Source organism: Curtobacterium sp. MCPF17_046, assembly GCF_003224295.1.
Taxonomy (GTDB): domain Bacteria; phylum Actinomycetota; class Actinomycetes; order Actinomycetales; family Microbacteriaceae; genus Curtobacterium.
Map to the genome: position 1 here is coordinate 1 of NZ_QKLB01000005.1, position 19,610 is coordinate 19,610.

At 71.9% G+C, this 19,610-nt stretch carries 14 protein-coding genes; 8 read left to right on the forward strand and 6 right to left on the reverse strand.

What is annotated here, in order from left to right; translation table 11 throughout:
* Positions 1-73 precede the first annotated feature (73 nt).
* The 4 genes from DEJ32_RS06025 (at position 74) to DEJ32_RS06045 (ending at position 3,818) form a co-directional block, all read left to right on the forward strand.
* Complete coding sequence (locus DEJ32_RS06025; protein WP_181420593.1) at positions 74-892, forward strand: DUF4397 domain-containing protein; 819 nt, start codon at positions 74-76, stop codon at positions 890-892.
* Between the two features lie 115 nt (positions 893-1,007).
* A complete protein-coding gene (locus DEJ32_RS06030; protein ID WP_110900635.1) occupies positions 1,008-2,165 on the forward strand; it encodes a glycosyl hydrolase family 8 in 1,158 nt (385 codons plus the stop codon).
* On the forward strand, positions 2,162-2,911 hold the full coding sequence (locus DEJ32_RS06035) for a class F sortase (RefSeq protein ID WP_181420594.1): 750 nt from the start codon (positions 2,162-2,164) through the stop codon (positions 2,909-2,911). The genes DEJ32_RS06030 and DEJ32_RS06035 overlap by 4 nt, the downstream gene beginning before the upstream one ends.
* Positions 2,912-3,020: 109 nt before the next feature.
* Positions 3,021-3,818 carry a polyprenol monophosphomannose synthase gene (locus tag DEJ32_RS06045; protein WP_110900637.1) on the forward strand — a complete coding sequence of 266 codons (798 nt, stop codon included), beginning with the start codon at positions 3,021-3,023 and terminating at the stop codon, positions 3,816-3,818.
* Positions 3,819-3,897: 79 nt separating this feature from the next.
* Here the strand turns inward: DEJ32_RS06045 and treZ are convergent, their stop codons facing one another.
* The 6 genes from treZ to DEJ32_RS06075 all read right to left on the reverse strand — a co-directional run bounded on the left by treZ (position 3,898) and on the right by DEJ32_RS06075 (position 14,845).
* On the reverse strand, positions 3,898-5,652 hold the full coding sequence (treZ, locus tag DEJ32_RS06050; protein ID WP_110900638.1) for a malto-oligosyltrehalose trehalohydrolase: 1,755 nt from the start codon (positions 5,650-5,652) through the stop codon (positions 3,898-3,900).
* Positions 5,649-8,162 (reverse strand): malto-oligosyltrehalose synthase, encoded by a 2,514-nt coding sequence (treY, locus tag DEJ32_RS06055; RefSeq protein WP_110900639.1) that lies wholly within the window; start codon positions 8,160-8,162, stop codon positions 5,649-5,651. Before treY ends, treZ begins: the two co-directional genes overlap by 4 nt.
* Complete coding sequence (glgX, locus tag DEJ32_RS06060; protein ID WP_110900640.1) at positions 8,159-10,531, reverse strand: glycogen debranching protein GlgX; 2,373 nt, start codon at positions 10,529-10,531, stop codon at positions 8,159-8,161. Before glgX ends, treY begins: the two co-directional genes overlap by 4 nt.
* Before the next feature lie 146 nt (positions 10,532-10,677).
* Positions 10,678-12,387, reverse strand: a complete 1,710-nt coding sequence (locus DEJ32_RS06065) for a beta-N-acetylhexosaminidase (protein WP_110900641.1) — start codon at positions 12,385-12,387, stop codon at positions 10,678-10,680.
* A 28-nt stretch (positions 12,388-12,415) separates the two neighbouring features.
* Positions 12,416-13,771 (reverse strand): hypothetical protein, encoded by a 1,356-nt coding sequence (locus DEJ32_RS06070; RefSeq protein WP_181420595.1) that lies wholly within the window; start codon positions 13,769-13,771, stop codon positions 12,416-12,418.
* 168 nt (positions 13,772-13,939) lie between these two features.
* Entirely contained in the window at positions 13,940-14,845 is a 906-nt protein-coding gene (locus DEJ32_RS06075; protein WP_110900643.1) for an ROK family protein, read from the reverse strand.
* Positions 14,846-15,061: 216 nt separating this feature from the next.
* On the opposite strand from DEJ32_RS06075, the gene DEJ32_RS06080 reads away from it, so the two are divergent.
* From DEJ32_RS06080 to DEJ32_RS06095, 4 genes are all read left to right on the forward strand, one after another.
* The gene (locus DEJ32_RS06080; RefSeq protein ID WP_110900644.1) at positions 15,062-16,210 is read left to right on the forward strand and encodes an ROK family transcriptional regulator; all 1,149 of its coding nucleotides are present in this window, start codon (positions 15,062-15,064) and stop codon (positions 16,208-16,210) included.
* Positions 16,211-16,244: 34 nt separating this feature from the next.
* Positions 16,245-17,573 carry an extracellular solute-binding protein gene (locus DEJ32_RS06085; RefSeq protein WP_110900645.1) on the forward strand — a complete coding sequence of 443 codons (1,329 nt, stop codon included), beginning with the start codon at positions 16,245-16,247 and terminating at the stop codon, positions 17,571-17,573.
* A gap of 89 nt (positions 17,574-17,662) precedes the next feature.
* Positions 17,663-18,643 carry a carbohydrate ABC transporter permease gene (locus tag DEJ32_RS06090; protein ID WP_110900646.1) on the forward strand — a complete coding sequence of 327 codons (981 nt, stop codon included), beginning with the start codon at positions 17,663-17,665 and terminating at the stop codon, positions 18,641-18,643.
* Complete coding sequence (locus DEJ32_RS06095; RefSeq protein WP_220032994.1) at positions 18,640-19,566, forward strand: carbohydrate ABC transporter permease; 927 nt, start codon at positions 18,640-18,642, stop codon at positions 19,564-19,566. The genes DEJ32_RS06090 and DEJ32_RS06095 overlap by 4 nt, the downstream gene beginning before the upstream one ends.
* Positions 19,567-19,610: the final 44 nt, after the last annotated feature.

Consider the following 19,610-nt stretch of genomic DNA (forward strand, 5'->3'; position numbering starts at 1 on the left):
GAGATGTCTCGTGGGCTCGGAGATGTGTATAAGAGACAGACCCAGCACGCCTCCCACCCGAAGGAGCACCACCATGACCGCCTCCCTCCCCACCCGCCGCCGCACGGTCGTCGTCGGCGCCCTCGCGGCGTCCCTCGTCGCCGCCACCGTCGGCCTCGCCCCGCAGTCCGCGAGTGCCGCGACCGACCAGGGCTGGCTCCGCATCGGGCACCTGTCGCCGGACACCAAGAGCGTCGACGTCGAGCTGTCCGGCCTGTCCGGCGGCAAGACCGTCTTCGAGCTCGACGACGTCGCCTACGGCCAGGTCAGCCCCTACGAGAAGCTCCCGACGGGCACGTACGTCCTGTCCATGCGTGCGTCCGACGCGCCGGACTCGACGCCGGTCATCTCGACCGACGTCACCGTCCAGGGTGGCGACGCGAGCACCGTCGTGGCGTTCGGCAAGAGCAGCGCGCTGGAGACGGCCGCGTTCACCGACGACCTGCAGCAGCCCGGCGACGGCAAGGCGAAGCTCCGCCTCGTCCAGGCCGCCACCACCGCGAAGACGGTCGACGTCAGCACCGCCGAGGGCACCGCGATCGCCTCGGACGCCGCGTTCGGCACCGCGACGAAGTACGCGACGGTCGACGCCGGCAAGTGGGACCTCGACATCTCGGGTGGCGGCCAGACCGGCAGCGCCGACGTCGACCTCGCCGGCAACACCGTCTCGACGCTGTTCGTCCTCGACGACAGCGAGGGCGACCTCACGGTCGTCCCGGTCACGGACGCGGCGGCGACCGCCGAGACCCCGGCCGGCGGCGTGCAGACCGGTGGGGGCGGCACGGCCGCCGCGCGGCCGACGACCGACCTGGTCCACGCGGTCGTCCGTGTGTTCCGCGGGTTGTTCGGCTGATCCGGCCGACGTCCACCCGGACAGGAGGCCCGGCCGTCGTGTGCCGACCGGCGGACGCCCGCCGGGCCTCCCGTCCGACACCGCACGTCCACCACCCAGCAGAGAGCGAGCCAGCATGACCCGCAGGAACTGGATCCCCGTGACCGCCGTCGCGCTCGCCGCGGTCCTCGTGACCGGCGGCATCGCCGTGGCCGCGGTCCAGCCGTGGTCCGACCGCGCCCCGGAGGCCGGCGGCGTCTCCACCCCGACGTCGACGACCGCGGCCGGCGGGCCGCGGACCCCCGAGCAGCTCCGCACGGACTTCCTCGACCGGTACGTCGAGGACGGCCGGGTCGTCCGGAAGGACCAGGGGAACGACACCGTCAGCGAGGGTCAGGCGTACGGCCTGCTCATCGCGTACGCGGCCGGCGACCGCGAGCGCTTCGGCGAGATCTGGTCGTGGACGGCGGAGCACCTCCTCACCGATGACCACCTGCTCGCGTGGCGCTGGACGACCGACGGCGGGGTGGCGGACGCGCAGTCCGCGAGCGACGCCGACCTCGACGCGGCCCGGGCGCTCGTGCTGGCCGGGAAGACGTGGGGCGACGACCGTCTCACGGCTGCCGGCACGCGGCTGGCCGACGCCGTGCTCGACCACGAGACCGCCTCGACCGACGCCGGTCTGGTGCTCCTGCCGGGACCGTGGGCGGACTCCGACCCGTACCGGTACAACGCCTCCTACGCGTCCCCGGCCGCCTACCGGGTCCTCGGGGACGCGACCGGTGACGCGCGGTGGGCAGCGTTGGAGCGTGGATCCACGGCCGTGACCTCCGCGGTCCTCGAGGAGACCGACCTGCCGAGCGACTGGTCGCAGGTGCACTCGGACGGCGCCGTCGACGCGATGCCCACGAGCGCGTCCGACCCACGGGTCCTGTACGGGTACGACGCGATGCGGATGCCGCTCCGGTACGCCGAGGCGTGCACCCCGTCCGACCGGGCCCTCGCCGCCGGCCTCGTGCCGACCCTGCGCCGCAGCACCGAGCTCGCGGCGCAGCTCGACCTCGGTGGCACGGCCGTCACGGGGGACCGGAGCGCGCTCGCCTACGTCGCCCGGGCCGCAGCCGAACGGGCCGCCGGGTCGACGAGTGCGGCGGCGGCCGACCTCGAGCGTGCCGACCGGACCGCCGCCACGACGCCGACGTACTACGGCGACGCGTGGGCGGCACTCGGCGCGACGATGCTCACGTCCGACGTGCTCGGCGGGTGCGCGACCGCTGGCGGAGGCACGTCGTGACCGGGCAGCGCGGTCGTCGCGCCGTCCGCCCGGACGGCGGCGCAGCGGGGACGGCACTGCGCACGCGGCTCCGCCGGCACCGGGTCGCCCTGAGCGCGGCCGTGGCCGTCGTGGTCGCCGCCGGCGCCGTGGCGACGGGTGTCGCCGTGGCTGCCGATGACGGGACCGACGGAGCAGCCGGCGTACCGACCGCGACCCCGTCCGCGGCCTCGTCGTCCGCGTCCGGTCCCTCGTCCGCGCCGAGCGGCGACCGGGACATCGCCGGGTTCCAGGACCCCGCGGCACCGGCGGCCCGTTCCGACGCGACGCCGACCCGGGTGTCGATCCCGGCCATCGGGGTCGACGCGGGCCTGGAGGACCTCCACCGCGGGGCCGCCGGCGAACTCGACCCGCCCGAGGCCTGGGACGACGCCGGCTGGTTCAGCGACGGCATCGTGCCGGGCGAGGTCGGACCGGCCGTCATCGCCGGGCACGTCGACAGCCCGACGAGCGCCGCGGTCTTCTTCCGCCTCGACGAGCTCGTCGCCGGTGACCGCATCGCCGTCGCCATGACGGACGGCAGCACCCGCACCTTCGCCGTCGACCGCACCGAACGCGCGGCGAAGAGCGCCTTCCCGACGAGTGACGTCTACGGCACCACACCCACCCCGACGCTGCGGCTCATCACGTGCGACGGCACCTTCGACACCGCCACCGGGCACTACACGGACAACCTCATCGTCTTCGCCGACCTCGTCGACGACTGACCCGGCCCCGGACGCCCGACCCGGCCCCGACACCCGACCCGACCCGGACGCCCGACCCGGACACTCGACCCGACCCGGACCCTGGCAGGACACCGAACAGGAGCACCCGATGCCCGACCGCACCCTCGTGATCATCCCCACGTACGACGAGGCCGAGAACATCCGGCCGATCATCCGCCGCACGCTCGACGCCACCGACGAGCACGTGCACGTCCTCGTCGTCGACGACGCGTCCCCGGACGGCACGGGGGAGATCGCCGACACCATCGCCGGCGAGACCGACCGGGTGCACGTCCTGCACCGCACCGTCAAGGACGGCCTCGGCGGTGCCTACCTGGCGGGGTTCGCGTGGGGGCTCGACGCCGGGTACGCGAAGCTCGTCGAGATGGACGCCGACGGCTCGCACCACCCGGAGTACCTGCCGTGGATGACCGAGCTCGCCGACACGTCCGACCTCGTCCTCGGCTCCCGGTGGGTGCACGGCGGGCGCGTGGAGAACTGGCCCTGGCACCGGGAGCTCCTCTCGCGCGGCGGCAACCTCTACACGCGGCTCGCGCTCGGCGTCGACGTGCGGGACGCCACCGGCGGGTTCCGCGTCTTCACCGCGGACGCCCTCCGACGCATCGACCTCGACGGCATCGCGTCGAAGGGCTACTGCTTCCAGGTCGACCTCTGCTGGCGCGCACTCGAGGCCGGGCTGCGGGTCGTCGAGACGCCGATCACGTTCACCGAACGGGAGTTCGGGGTCTCGAAGATGAGCGGGAACATCGTGCGCGAGAGCCTGACGCTCGTGACGCGGTGGGGGATCGACCGGCGGCTCCGCGAGGCCCGGTCGCTCCTCCGGCACCGCCGGCGGCTCCCGTCGGTGCGCGCGAACGCACACACGGTGCCGAACCCCACCGCCTGACGGGCGTACCGACGAACGGACGGGAGGCCCACCACCAGCTGGTGGTGGGCCTCCCGTCCGTCACGCGGTGGGTGCGCGGTCAGCGCACCACGACGAGGCCACGGCCGCCGAAGCGGACGCCGTCGGTGTCGAAGTCGGCGTCGCCGAAGCTGAACAGCACCTCGCCGCCGGCGCCGACGAGCGGCACCTCCGTCGCGGCGTCCGACAGGTTGACGACGACGTGCACCGGCGCCGCGGAGGGGCCGAGCAGCCCGCGGGTGAGCACGAGCCAGCGCTCGTCCTCGCTGAACCGCACCGCGTTCGCCTCGTACCGGTGGTCGACGAACGCCTCGTCGGTCCGGCGGAGGGCGACGAGCACCCGGTAGGCGTTGAGGATGCGGGCACCACGCTCCGACTCGGCGTCGGCCCAGACGAGCTTCGAGTTGGTGAACGTCGTCGGGTCCTGCGGGTCCGGCACCGTCGACTCGTCCCAGCCGTGCTCCGCGAACTCCTTGATGCGGCCCTCGGCCGTCACCTTGCCGAGCTCCGGCTCCGGGTGCGACGTGAAGAACTGCCACGGGGTCGTCGCGGCGAACTCCTCGCCCATGAACAGCATCGGCGTGAACGGGCCGAGCAGGGTCAGGGCCGCCGCGATGACGAGCCCCTCGTCCGACACGGTCGCAGCCAGGCGGTCGCCGGCGGCCCGGTTGCCGATCTGGTCGTGGTTCTGGTTCGCCACGACGAGCGCTGTCGTGGGCGAGGTCCCACGGTCGATCGGGCGACCGTGGCGCTTGCCGCGGAACGAGGACCACGTGCCGTCGTGGAAGAAGCCCTGGTCGAGCACCTTCGCGAGTGCCGTCAGCGGGGCGAAGTCGGCGTAGTAGCCGTTCGTCTCCCCGGTGACGGCGACGTGCACGGCGTGGTGGAAGTCGTCCGACCACTGCCCGGCGAGCCCGTAGCCGCCGGCCTCGCGCGGACGGAACATCACCGGGTCGTTGAGGTCCGACTCGGCGATGAGCGAGAGCGGCTTGCCGGTGAACGACGAGTAGGCGTCGGTCTCGCTCGCCATCTCGGCCAGGACGTGCGGCCGGGTCGTGTCGCGGATCGCGTGCACGGCGTCCAGGCGCAGGCCGTCGACGTGGTGGTCGCGGAACCACATGCGGACGTTGTCCAGGACGTAGCGGCGGACCTCGGGGTGCTCGACGTTGACCGAGTCGCCCCAGGTGTTCGCCAGGCCCTGGACGAGGTACGGGCCGTACAGCGGCAGGTAGTTGCCGCTCGGGCCGAGGTGGTTGTAGACGACGTCCTGGATGACCCCGAGACCGAGCGCGTGCGCGCGGTCGACGAAGCGGTCGTACGCGTCGGGCCCACCGTAGGGGGCGTGCACCGCGTACCACGCGACGCCGTCGTAGCCCCAGTTCCACTCACCGTTCACGCCGTTCACGGGCAGGAGCTCGACGAACTCCACGCCGAGCTCGACGAGGTGCTCGAGCTTCGCGGCGGCGGCGTCGAGGGTGCCCTCGGGCGTGAAGGTGCCGACGTGCATCTCGTACACGACGCCACCGCGGACGGGGCGGCCGGTCCAGGCGTCGTCGGTCCACGCGAAGCGGGACGGGTCGACGACCTCGGACGGGCCGTGCACGCCCTCGGGCTGGAACCGGCTGCGCGGGTCGGGGCGGACCGCGTCGTCGTCGCCGATGCGGAACCCGTAGCGGGCGCCGACGACCGGCAGGACCGCGTCGGTGGTCCACCAGTCGTCGTCGCCGCGTGTCAGCGGGTACTCGGTCCCGTCGACGACGAGGCGGACGTTCTCGGGCTCGGGGGCCCAGACGCCGTAGCGGTCAGGACTGGTCATGCGTGACCCTCCAGGATCTCGACCTCGGCCTGCGCGTCGGTCTCGGTGTCGTCGGTGGTGGTGTTCGTGGTGTCCGTGCTCGCCGCGTCCGTGCTCGCCGCGTCCGTGCTCGCCGCGTCCGTGGCGTCGCGTCCGGCGCCGTCGACGACGTCGGCGGGCACGAGGAGCGCGACCGGGAAGTCCGCGAGCAGCTCGCCGAGCAGCAGGTCGCGGTCCGCCGGGAACCGGCGACCGGTCAAGAGGTCGACGCGCTCGACGGGGACGACGTGCAGCAGCGTGTCCGCCCAACCGCCCACGGCCTCCAGGCCGAGCGGCAGCCGGGTGGCGATCGTCACGGCGCCGCCACGGTCGAACGTGACCACGTGGTCGGCGGCCGGACCGGTCGCGTCGAGCGGGACGTACCGGCTGAAGAGCTCCGGGTGGTCCCGGCGGGCGCGCAGGGCACGGCTCGTGACGAGCGTCTTGGCAGCGGCGTCGAGGTCGATCGCCGGGAGCACGTCGGGCCCGTCGTCGTCCGCTCCGTCGAGCGTCGCGAGGACCCGGCGGCGCTCGGCGTAGTCGACCGGACGACGGTTGTCGGGATCGACGAGCGAGCGGTCCCAGGCCTCCGTGCCCTGGTAGACGTCGGGGACGCCGGGCGCGGTGAGGTGCAGGATCTTCGCGCCGAGGCCGTTCGACCAGCCCGCAGCGGTGATCCGCTCGTCGAGGGCGTCCAACTCGGCGACCACGGCCGGGTCGTCGAACGACGCGTCCACGAGCGCGTGCATCTGCTGCTCGAACGCCTCGTCCGGCTCGGTCCACGTCGTGCTGTCGCCGGCCTCGCGGGAGGCCTTCTCGGCGTAGGCGTGCAGCCGTTCGCGGGAGGCCGGGCGGGCGCCGACGATCGCCTGCCAGAGCAGGTTCGCGAACACCCCGTCCGCGAGCGGGGCGAGGGCGTTCAGCCGGTCGAACGTCGCGGTCCACTCCTCGCCGAGTTCGGCGAGGACCGCGATGCGTGCGCGGGTGTCCTCGCTCCGCTTCGTGTCGTGCGTGGTGAGCGTGGTCATGGCGAGCGGCCAGCTGGCGAGGCGCTCGCGCTGGGCGGCGTGGAACTCGTCGAGGGTGACCGAGAAGATGCTCGGGTCACCGCCGACCTCGCTCAGCGACGACAGACGGGAGGTCCGGTAGAACGCGGTGTCCTCGACGCCCTTCGCCATCACCATGCCGCTGGTCTGCTGCAGGCGGATCGCCGCGGCGTCGTCTCCATCGCACAGCGCCGGCGCGATGCGGTCAATGACGTCGGCGAGGTCCGGGCGGGACTCCGCCGCGACCTCGAGCGCCTCGACGAGGTGGTGGATGCCCTCGGGCAGGTAGGTCCGGTAGACCTCGAAGCTCGCGACGACCTCGGCGACGGCGTCGACGATGCGGTCCTCGGCGAGGGGCGCATCGTCGGCCTGCACGACCGGGTCGACGACGAGCAGGCGGGCGAGACGACGCACCTCGCTGTTGAGGATGCCGTCGGCGATGCCTCGACGGGTGCCACGGGTCAGGTCCTGCCAGGCGACGTGCTCGCCGCGCAGGCGGTCCTCGAGCGCGGTGAGGGGTGCCTCGCCCGCGGGGTCGACGAACACGCGGTCGATGAAGCCGAGCGCGTCGTAGCCGGTCGTGCCGTCGACGGGCCACGACGACGGCAGGAGTTCGCCGGGCTCCAGGATCTTCTCGACGAGCGTGTAGGCGCCGCCGGTCAGGTCGGCGAGGTCGTCGAGGTAGCCGGCCGGGTCGGTCAAGCCGTCCGGGTGGTCGATGCGCAGCCCGTCGACGAGCCCGTCGCGGAACCACGAGCCGATGACCCCGTGCGAGGCGGCGAACACCTCGGGCTCCTCGACGCGGATCGCCGCGAGGGTGTTCACCGCGAAGAACCGGCGGTAGTTCAGCTCCGAGTCGGCGCGCTTCCAGTGCACGAACTCGTAGTGCTGCCGCGCGTGCACGGTCGCGACGTCGTCACCGTCGTGCACGGTGCCGGGAGCGGTCGGGTACGCGGTCTCGCCGACGAGCAGACGGGGCGCGTCGTCGGCGCTGCCGGTGTCGAGCGTGACGCCGTCGAGCAGCCGGTCGTCGAGGACCGGGATGCGGATGCGTCCGCCGCCGGCCGCCCAGTCGACGTCGAACGCCCAGGCCATCGGGGACTCCTGGCCGTGCTCGAGGAGCGACCACCACCACGGGTTCACCGCGGGCGTGGCCACACCGACGTGGTTCGGCACGACGTCGACGAGGACGCCGAGCCCGGCCGCGTGCGCGGCCTCGGCCAGTGCCCGGAGGGCGTCGTCGCCGCCGCGTTCGGTGTCGACGTGGCTGTGGTCGACGACGTCGTACCCGTGGCCGGAGCCGGGCTCCGCCTGCAGGACGGGGGAGAGGTACAGCCAGTCGGCGCCGAGGTCACGGACGTAGTCCACGACGTCGCGCGCGGCGTCGAGGTCGAAGTCGGCGGTGACCTGGAGGCGGTACGTGGAGGTCGGGTTGCGGCGGGTCATGCGGCACTTCCAGGGGTGTCGGATCCGGCGGCGGGGGCGTCGCGCTCGGACGCAGCGTCGTCGGAGGGGGGTGTGGCGGGGGTCTCGGTGCCGGTCGTCGGCGTCCCGGCGGTGTCCGCTGCCGGTGCCGGGGCGACGCCGGCGGCGCCGGCCGTCCCCGCCGCGCTCGGTGTCGCGGACGCTGCGGGGTTCGCGGGGGTGGCGGTCGGGTGCTCCGGCTCGCTCTGCTCCGCGGTGTCGACGGGCGTGCGCTGGATCTCGTGCTCCGGCTCGGCACGCAGCACGATCATCGACCGCGCGGGCACGTCGAGCGCGTCGCCGGCCTCGAGCACTTCGTCGCGGGCCCCCGGCTCGGCGGTGTCGATGCGGACGGTCCAGCCGGGGGAGTACTCCTCCGGCGGGAGGGTGAACGTGACGACACCGTCGTGCGCGTTGAAGTACGTCAGGAAGGCGACGTCGGTGACCCGCTCACCGCGGGCGTCACGCCCGCGGATGCCCTCGCCGTTCAGGTACATGCCGACGCTCTTGCCGAAGCCGGAGTCCCACTCCTCGGGCTGCATGGCGTCACCGGCGGGCGTCAGCCACACGACGTCGGGCAGCGGCTCGCCCTCGCCCCGACGCACCGGACGGCCGTTGAAGTACCGGGTGCGGCGGAAGGTCGGGTGGTCGTGCCGGAGCTTCACGACGTCGGCGGTGAACTGGATGAGTTCGTCGTCCGCCGTGGACCAGTCGATCCAGCTCAGCTCGGAGTCCTGCGCGTAGACGTTGTTGTTGCCCTGCTGGGTGCGACCGAGTTCGTCGCCGTGCGCGATCATCGGCACGCCCTGGCTGAGCAGCAGCGTCGCGAGGAAGTTCCGCTGCCGCTGGAGTCGGAGCGCGTTCACGTCCGGGTCGTCCGTCGGCCCCTCCACGCCCGAGTTCCAGGACCGGTTGTGGCTCTCGCCGTCGTTGTTGTCCTCGCCGTTCGCCTCGTTGTGCTTCTCGTTGTAGGAGACCAGGTCGTACAGCGTGAAGCCGTCGTGCGCGGTGATGAAGTTGATGCTCGCCTTGGGCGTGCGGCCGTCGTGCTCGTACAGGTCGGCGGAGCCGGAGATGCGGGACGCGAACTCACCGAGGGTCGACGGCTCGCCGCGCCAGAAGTCACGGACGGTGTCGCGGTACTTGCCGTTCCACTCCGACCACTGCGGCGGGAAGTTGCCGACCTGGTAGCCGCCGGGGCCGACGTCCCAGGGCTCGGCGATGAGCTTCACCTGCGACACGATCGGGTCCTGCTGGACGAGCTCGAAGAAGGCCGCGAGCCGGTCGACTTCGTAGAACTCACGGGCCAGGGCGGCGGCGAGGTCGAAGCGGAAGCCGTCGACGTGCATCTCGGTGACCCAGTAGCGGAGCGAGTCCATGATCAGCTGCAGCGAGTGCGGGTGCCCGACGTTGAGCGAGTTCCCGGTGCCCGTGACGTCCATGTAGTACCGCTTGTCGTCGTCGACGAGGCGGTAGTACGCCGCGTTGTCGATGCCGCGGAACGACAGGGTCGGTCCGAGGTGGTTGCCCTCGGCGGTGTGGTTGTACACGACGTCGAGGACGACCTCGATGCCGGCGCGGTGCAGCTCGCGGACCATCGTCTTGAACTCCTGCACCTGCTGGCCACCGTCGCCCGAGGACGAGTAGTGCGCGTGCGGCGCGAAGAACCCGATGGTGTTGTAGCCCCAGTAGTTCGACAGCCCCTTGTCCTGCAGGGTCGAGTCGTTGACGAACTGGTGCACCGGCATGAGCTCGAGCGTCGTGACGCCGAGTCGCTTGAGGTGCTCGATGACGGCCGGGTGCGAGACACCCGCGTAGGTGCCGCGCTGCTCCTCGGGCACGTCGGGGTGCGTCTCGGTGAGGCCCTTGACGTGCGCCTCGTAGATGACCGTCTCGCCGTAGGGGATGCGCGGCGGGCGGTCGCCCTGCCAGTCGAAGAACGGGTTGATGACCACGCCCTTGACCATGTGCGACGCGGAGTCCTCGTCGTTCGTGGAGTCCGGGTCGCCGAACGTGTACGAGAACAGGGACTGGTCCCAGTCGATGTCACCGCTGGTGGCCTTGGCGTACGGGTCCAGGAGGAGCTTCGCCGGGTTCGAGCGCAGCCCGTTCGCCGGGTCGTACGGGGCGTGCACACGGAAGCCGTACTGCTGGCCCGGGCCGACGGTCGGCAGGTACGCGTGCCAGACGTGGGCGTCGACCTCGACGAGGCGGACGCGCTCCTCGGTGCCGTCGGCGTCGAACAGGCAGAGCTCGACCCCTTCGGCGACCTCGCTGAACACGGCGAAGTTCGTGCCGCTGCCGTCGTAGGTCGCGCCGAGGGGGTAGGGGTTGCCGGGCCAGGTGTGCAAACGTGCCTCCAGAAGGGGTGAACCCGGCCAACGTATCGAGGGACCCCTGTGATGTCCGGCTCCTGGCGCGCCCGGTGGCGGTGCCGCGGGGTCCGCGACCGGGCCCGGGCCCGGGCGGGGACTGCGTCCCGTCGCCCGGGCGCGGCTCACGCGGTCGTCGACTCGGCCGCGTCGGCGATGTTCGCGGTGATCGCGTCGATGAAGGCGGCGCGCTCCTCACGGGAGGCAGGGCGGCCGGGCACACCGGGGATCTCCTCCCAGGGACGCGGGCCCGAGTCGCGGCGGTACTCGATGCCGAGCGCGTCGAGCCGGGCGAGGTGCTCGGTGAGCCGCTCCCGGAACTCGCTCACGTCACGCGGTCCCGCGACGTCGGCCGACCAGAGCGCCTCGGCGAGGGCGGCGACGCGGGGGAAGAGCTGGTAGTCGAGCCGCTGGACGGTGTCGACGTGCTCGGTCCACATGTTCGCCTGGCCCCCGATGACGTGCGCGCGCTCCTCGTCGGTGAGCGACGTCGGCACCGGGTCGAACGCGTACACGTCGTCGACGGTCAGCACGATCGAGATCGGGATCGGCTCGTTCGGCAGGTCGCTCTGCCGGTAGTCGAGGTACACCTGGTCGTCCGGCGTCGAGATGACGTCGTGCCCGCGGCGGGCAGCGGTGATCGCGCCCTGCATCCCGCGCCAGGAGACCACGGTCGCCGACCGGGAGAGCGTCCCGCCCTCGAGGATCTCGTCCCACCCGAACGCCCGACGCCCGCGCGACTCGATGTGCGCGGCGAGTTGCCCGACGATCCACGCCTGCAGCTGCTCCTCGTCCTCGAGTCCGAGCTCGCGGATGCGCTCCTGGGTCCGCGGGTCGTCCTCCCACTGGTCCTTCGGGCACTCGTCACCGCCGAGGCCGATGTAGGCACTCGGGAACAGGGCGATCACCTCGTCGAACACGTCCTCGAAGAACTGCACGGTGCTGTCCTCGGCGTTCAGCACGTCGTGCGCGATGCCCCACTCGGTCCACACGTCGAGCTCACGCTCGGGGTGCACACCGAGTTCCGGGTACGCGGCCAGTGCGGCACGGACGTGCCCGGGTGTCTCGATCTCCGGGACGACGGTGACGAACCGGTCCGCGGCGTAGGACACGATCTCGCGGATGTCGTCCTGGGTGTAGAACCCGCCGTGGGGTCGCCCGTCGCACCCGGGCACCTGTAGCACGCCGTCGGCGTCGGGGACGTGCGCTCCGACCTGGGACTCGCGACGCCACGAGCCGACCTCGGTCAGGCGCGGGTACTTCTGGATCTCGATGCGCCACCCCTGGTCCTCGGTCAGGTGGAAGTGCAGCCGGTTGATCCGGTGCACCGCGAGCTGGTCGACGAGCCGCAACACCTCGGCCTTGGTGCGGAAATGCCGCGCCACGTCGAGCATCACGCCCCGCCACGCGAAGGCCGGGGCGTCCTCGACGACCGTGGCGGGGAGCGTCCACTCGCCCGTCCGCACCTGCCCGCGGCGGTACACGTCGGCGGGGAGCAGCTGCAGGAGGGCCTGGACGCCGTAGAAGACACCGGCGGGGCCACCGCCCTCGATGACGACGCCGTCCGGGGTGACGGTAAGCCGGAAGGACTCGGCACGTTCGCCACCGGGCCCGGTCGGGAGGTCGTCGGGCGTCGGAGCGAGCCGCAGCGCGATCACCGGTGCGTCCTCGGTGCCACCGACACCGAGGAGCGGGAGCCGGGTGGAGGCGCGGAGCACCTGCTGCAGGTACTGGGCGACGGTCTCGGTGGCCGGCTCCGCGCTGACGCGCGTCCGGTCGTCGATCGTGAACGTCCCAGGGACGTCGTGGCGGGAACGCGGGCGTGGGATGAGCATCGGACTCAGGTCCTTCCGTGGGGGTGGATCAGAGGCGGAACGGGTTGGACCGCGTGAGCGCGAGCAGGTACCAGGCGGTCGCCCCGGTGTGCAGGCTCGCGTAGTAGAGGTCGCCGAAGCCGGTGTCGAGGCCGTCGGACGACGCCGAGACGATGCCCTTGCCGTCGCCGTTCGGCTCGGTGGCCTGGGCGAGCTGGACGCTGTCCAGGATCTGCGCCGCTCGCGCCCGGTCGCCCCGCGCACCCCGGGCCTCCAGGGCGAGTGCCAGGTGCCCGGAGCCCTCGAACCAGACCTTGCTGACGTCGGTGTCGGAGAACGACGGGCCCGTGTACGGGCCGTCGTGTGCGGTGAGGTGGTCGAGCACCCAGGTGACGGACGGCGAGTACCGGCGGTCGAGCGTCGCGAGGTACGCCCAGGTCTGCACGTCCTCGGGGATCGGGGTGCGGTTGATCGTCGTGCCGTCCGGGTCGGTCCCGGTCCACAGGTGTCCGTCGGTCGGGTCCTGCATCGCGCGGACGAACGACTCGGCGAGCGCCGCCCGGCGTGCCCACGTGCGGTCGCCGGTGAGCTGGGCGAGCTGCGTGAAGAAGCCCGTGACGTCGATGTTGTGCTCGGTGGACTTGTACGTGATCGGCTGGTCGTTGGCGTTGCGGCCCCCGGTGTAGCCCGCGGGTCGGCGCACGTCGTCGCGGGCGTTCGTCTCGATCCACGTGCCGAGACGGAGCGCCCCGTCGAGGAACCGCCGCTGCCGCGTCACCGCGTACAGCCGGCAGAACGCCATGCCGACCCAGGACTGGTTGCCGGTGTACGACGCCGGCGAGCCGACGTCGATCGGCCGTGGCGGGTCTGCCACCGGGAAGGAGTCCGGTTGGTAGGAGGCCCGGGTCCGGCCGTCGCCGATCGGGTCGGCCGCCTGCAGGGCCAGGAGCGCGTCGCCGAGGGCGGTCGCCCGCTGGACGTCCCCACGGCGGCGGCGGGCGAGCCAGGCGAGGACCATGAGCGAGTCGTCGTACGCGAAGGACGAGACGAACTCGCTCGGCAGCGTCGCGAAGTAGCCGCCGGAGTAGGAGCGGGGGAGGCGGGGCGCGGTCCCGGTGCCGTACTCGTCCATGCGGAGGTCGAGGTAGTCGTAGGCGAGGTCGCGGGACCGGATGCGGGACGACACGGGGCGCCCCGGGTGGTGCCCCGCGGTGGCGGCGGACGCGGCGCGGGCGGGAGCGGCGGACGCGATGCCCGGGGTGCCGAAGGCGACGGCCGCGGCGGCGACGGCGGCGGCACCGCCGAGGACGACGCCACGTCGGCTGAGCGTGCCGGACCCAGAGTCGTTCGAACTGCGGTCGTTCGGCTTGCGGTCGGGGGTGGAGGGACGGGTCGGGTCGGTCATGACGTGCTCACTTCCTGCCGCTCCGGTGCGGCGGACGCTGGATCCGTACGGGGAGGGTGCGGTCGCCGGCCGACCGGTGGGGTCCGGTCGGCCCGGGCGAGGAGGGGGCGGCGGTGACGGTCGACACGGTGGACGGGAGGCCCGGCTCGGCCGGTCCCGTCGCCCGCGTCATGCGGCCGTCACGGCCGACTCGGGCGCCAGGAACGCGGCGCCGAGGGCGGCGAGCGGCTGGTCGGCGGGCGCGAGGAGCACGCGGGACGACAGGCCGAGCGACGCGACGAAGGGGGAGGAGCGGGCGGCCTCGTCGAAGTCCGCGCGCAGGGGGACGAGGAGGCGCTCGCCGAGGGACGCGAGGCCGCCGCCGATCACGACGGACTCGACGTCGGCCGTGACCACGAGGATCCGGACGGCCGATGCGACGCCGGCGACGAACCGGTCCCGTACCGCGACCGCGGCGGGGTCGCCGGCGTCAGCGCAGTCGAAGACGCTCGTCGCGGCGCTGCCGGCATGTCCCGGCCAGGCGACCGCGAGCGCGGAACCGGAGGCGACGGTCTCGAGGCAGCCACGCTGTCCGCAGACGCAGGGCAGTCCGTCGGCCAGCACCGGGATGTGCCCGATCTCCCCGGCGTTGCCCCGCGCACCGCGCCAGAGTCGACGGTCGACGACGAGCCCGGCGGCGAGTCCCGTCCCGATGTTGAGGTAGGCCTGCGGCCCGTCGAGCTGCATGGCCTGCGCCGCTCCGAGGGCTGCGACGTTCACGTCGTTCTCGACCTGCACCCGCAGGCCCAGCGTGTCGGCGACGATCGGGCCGAGCGCGACCTCGGACAGCCCGAGGTTCACCGCGTGCCGGACCCATCCGGTCTCGGGGTCGATGAGACCGGGGATGCCGATGCCGACGGAGGTCGCGGTCCGACCGGTGCGCTCGGTCAGGGACCGGATCACCAGCAGGGTGTTCGCGACCACGGCGTCGGGCCCGGACCCCGTCGGCACACGCACCCGGTCGAGGACCGCACCCGACGGCGCGACGGCGACGGCGTCGATCTTCGTCCCGCCGATGTCGAGGCCGATCCTCATGGGGTTCCCGTCGTCGGGGGGAGCGACCTCGGCGTCGAGGACGCGGCGTCAAGGCTGCGCATGCGGGTTAGTAAACACGCCTTACGCCAGCGGGGCAAGCACGGAATCAGGCCGTGTTTCCGCGAGATCACGCGGCTGTTACGGGTTCGGATCGGGGGTTGACAGCGGATTAGGCACGGCCCTTTACTAAGGCAACCGCTCGACGAGGGAGATCTGATGGCGAACGAGACGGACGCTCCGGCGGCCTTCGGCGCGCAGCTCCGGCGCCCGCGGAGCAAGGCGCTGCCGCAGCACAGCCGGGCCCACAACCGGTCCCTGATCCTGCAGACGCTCTTCACCGACGGGGCCATGAGCCGCGCCGACCTGTCCCGGCAGTCGGGCCTCACCCGGCCCACCGTGTCGGGGCTCGTGGCGGAGCTCGAGGCGGACGCGCTCGTCACCGAGCTCGGGCCACGGGAGGACCTCCGGGTCGGCAAGCCCGCGACCCTGATCAACCTCAACGTCGACGCGTTCCACATCGTCGTCGTCGACCTGTCGCTGCCCGACCACTTCGTCGGCGCGGTGACGAACCTCCGCGGCGACATCGTGAACAGCGCGAAGATCGAGGTCGACGGGGCGACCGGTGACCAGGCCCTCGTCCGGATCATCCGCCTCGTCGAGCGCCTCGCCGCGATGACACCGCGTCGCCTGCTCGGCATCGCGGTCGGGTGCCCCGGCGTGATCGACGCGTCCGGCACCGTCCTCGACTCGGTCGCCCTCGGCAGGGGACTGCCCCTGCAGCAGCAGCTCGCCGAGCACTTCCGCCTGCCGGTGCACGTGCTCAACGACGCGAACGTCGCCGCACTCGGCGTCCATGCGTTCGAGCTCGAACCCGCCGGCGACCTGCTCGTCGTCGCGCTCGAACACGGTGTCGGTACCGGGATGCTGCTCGGCGGCCGCCTCGTCGTCGGCGAACGGTTCGCAGCCGGTGAGATCGGCCACCTGACGATCGACGAGGACGGAGAGCCGTGCCCCTGCGGTCGCCGCGGCTGCCTCGAGGTCCTCATCGGCGCGGACTACCTGGCACGCCGGGTCGCCGAGGTGCCCGATGCCGACCGGGCCGACGTGCTCCGCTCCGCGGGCAGCATCCTCGGCGGTGTCCTCGCGCCGATCATCAGCGCGGTGAACATCACCGAGATCGTCGTCACCGGCCCGGCGGAGCTCGTCGAGGGCCCCTTCATCCAGGCGGTGCACGCCACCGCGACGGCCCGCACCCTGGCGAGCGTCGGCAACGACCTCGCCGTGACCGCCACGACCACCAACAGCGACCTGATCCTCCGGGGCGGAGCAGCCTTCCTGCTCGCCGCGGAGCTCGGGGTGAGCTGACCCGTCACAGCAGTACGACCACCAAGGAGAAGCAATGCGTACGACGAAGTTCGCGGCAGCAACTGCCGTGGCCCTGACCATCGCACTGGGCATGACCGCCTGTTCCAGTGCCGGGAACGCCGGGAGCGGGGGCGGCGGCGGGACGAAGGCGATCGCCGACGTCGACGGCGACGGCAAGACGCTCACCGTCTGGGCGATGACCGGGGACTACTCGGACAAGACCATCGCCGCGATCAACAAGGAGTTCGAGGCGAAGACCGGGGCCGAGGTCCGCGTGCAGATCCAGCAGTGGGACGGCATCACGACCAAGGTCTCCACCGCTCTCGCGACGAACACGCCGCCGGACGTCCTCGACCTCGGCAACACCCAGGTCGCGAGCTACGCCGCCAACGGAGCGCTGCTCGACCTGACGCCGTACGCGAAGGAGCTCAAGCAGGGACAGACGTGGCTCGACGGGCTCTCCGACCCGGCCACCGTCGACGGGGCGCTGTACGGGGTCCCCGGCTTCGCCGGTGCCCGAGCGGTCATCTACAACAAGCAGATGTGGAAGGACGCCGGCATCACGGAGGCCCCGACCACGTACGAGGAACTCACGGCGGACCTCGACAAGGTCAAGGCGGCGAACACCGCGAAGGACTTCTCCGCTTTCTACATGCCCGGTCAGTACTGGTACGCCGGCATGCAGTTCGTCTGGGACGCGGGCGGCGAGATCGCGACCGAGCAGGACGGGACCTGGAAGGCCGGGTTCGGTGACGCGGAGGCACAGCAGGGCCTGGCCGACTTCGCCGAGTTCGCGAACGACTACTCCTCGAAGGCCTCGGCGACGCTCAACACCGACAGCCCGGACATGAACCAGGTCTTCGCCGACGAGAAGACCTCGGCCATCCTCAGCACGAGCGGCACGCTCGGACTCATCGAGCAGGCGAACCCGGAGATGACGGCGGACCAGCTCGGCACCTTCCCGTTCCCGGGCAAGTCCGGCAAGACCCAGCCCGTCATGCTCGGCGGCTCAGACTGGGGCGTCGCGGCGAAGTCGAAGAACACGGACCTCGCCCTGCAGTGGGTGAAGATCGCGTCCAGCCCCGACATCCAGAGCGAGTACGTCTACGGCGACAACGGCTGGATCCCGAACAGCACCGACGGCATCAAGGCCGCCGACTCCACCCTGAGCGACGTCAACAAGGGCTTCTTCACGGCGGCACTCAACTCGAAGGCGACCCCGGCGAACTCCCGCTGGGCCGACCTGGAGGGCGACCAGAGCATCAACACGCTGTTCTCGAGCGTCGTCTCCGGCTCGAAGACACCGGAGGAGGCAGCCGCCGACTTCGACGAGGCGGCCGACGCCGCGCTCAACAAGAAGTAGGCAGCACTCCTCGACCGAAGCCGGACGGGGTGGGTGCGCAGCACGACCTTGCAGCACCCGCCCCGCCACCCCTCACGGAAAGGCCAGACGTGACCGTCTCAGCCACCCGCCCGAGCCAGGAGCGCACCGGCCGTCCCACCCGCTCCTCCGACGAGCGCCCCGGTGGCGCTCCCCGCCGTCCCTCCCGGTCGTTCGCCCCCCTGTGGCTGCTCACCCCGGCGGGCCTCGTGCTCGTCTTCGTGACGATCGCCCCCATCGTCTTCCTGGTCTTCACGTCGTTCACCGACTACGACCAGCGCACGCTCTACACCGGGGCCTACAACGCCGTGGGCCTGGCGCAGTACGTGCAGATCCTCTCCGATCCCGCGTTCTGGGCCTCCCTGGTCCGGACGGTCCTGTTCACCGTGGCGATGGTCGTCGGCAGCATCGTGATCGGAGCCGGCGTCTCGCACCTGATGACCCGGCTCGGCGTCGTCCTCCGCTACGCCGTGACCATCGTGCTCATCTGCGCGTGGGGCATGCCGAACGTGGCCTCCTCGCTGGTGTGGAACTGGCTGTTCCAACCGGGGTACGGCGTCGTCAACTGGATGCTGACCCAGCTGCACGTCTTCGGCGACATGACCGACACCGACTGGGGCAACAGCGCCGGTCTCGCGTACACGTCCATCTGGATGCTCGTCGTCTGGCAGGCGGTGCCGTTCATCGCCCTGACGCTGTACGCCGCCGAGACGCAGATCCCGCTCGAGGTGAAGGAGGCCGTCCGGCTCGACGGCGGCTCCGAGTGGACCGTCTACCGGGTCGTCACCGTCGAGTACCTCCGACCGACGCTCCTGCTCGTGACGATGCTGTCGATCATCTGGGACTTCAACGTCTTCAACCAGATCTGGCTGGTCTCCCAGGGTGGCCCGGACGGGGCGACCTCCACCCTCGGCGTGTTCACCTACGTGACCGCGTTCGTCGGGCACGACATCGGTACCGGGTCCGCGGTGGCCGTGATCGCGGCGGTGATCCTCATGGTCCTCAGCGCCCTGTACATCCGGAACCTCGTCCGATCGGGAGAAGAGCTGTGACCACCGCACTGCCGACGGGCGTCCCCGTCCAGGCCGACGTCCCCGTAGCCGTGCCCACCCCGGAGGGCATCGCGGCGACGAAGCGCATCCGCCGTCGGCGCCGTCCCGTCCGGTGGGTGAGCAGCACCATCGCCGTGGTCTTCTGCGTGGTGTGGATCTTCCCCGTCTACTGGATGGTGAACACCGCCTTCAAGCCGCGGACCGAAGCGCTGACGAGCACGCCGCTCTTCGTCCCCGCCCACCCGACCGTCGCGAACTTCGTCACCGCGTTCACCCGGGCCGACTTCCTCGTGTACCTCAAGAACTCGAGCATCGTGGTCGCCGGCGCGGTCCTCCTGTCGCTCGCGGTCGGGATCCTGGCGTCCGCAGCACTCTCGCGCTTCCGCTTCCGCGGACGGCGGACCATCCTGGTGGTGATCCTGCTCGTCCAGATGCTCCCGGGGACGGCGCTGCTCATCCCGCAGTTCCTCATCTTCAACCAGGCCGGGCTCACCGGCAGCTACGTCGGCCTGATCCTCGCCTACGTCGCCTCGGTGCTGCCGTTCTCGATCTGGGTGATGCGCGGGTTCTTCCTCGCGATCCCGATGGAGATCGAGGAGGCGGCGCGCATCGACGGTGCGAGTACCTGGCAGGTGCTCACGAAGGTCCTGTTCCCCCTCGTCATGCCGGGCATGATCGCGACGAGCGTGTTCGCCTTCATCGCGGCGTGGAACGACTACATCGTCGCCTACACGTTCATGCAGGACCAGGCGCAGTACACGCTGCCGGTGTGGCTCGCCTCGTTCACGACGCAGACGACCGGGACCGACTTCACCGGGCAGATGGCGGCCTCGGTGCTCTTCTCGCTGCCGGTGGTGGTGTTCTTCATGATCATCCAGCGCAACCTGGTGTCCGGGATGTCCGCCGGGGCGGTCAAGGGATGATGCGTCGCGGCTGTCCGGTCGTCCACAGTTCGTCACGGACGACC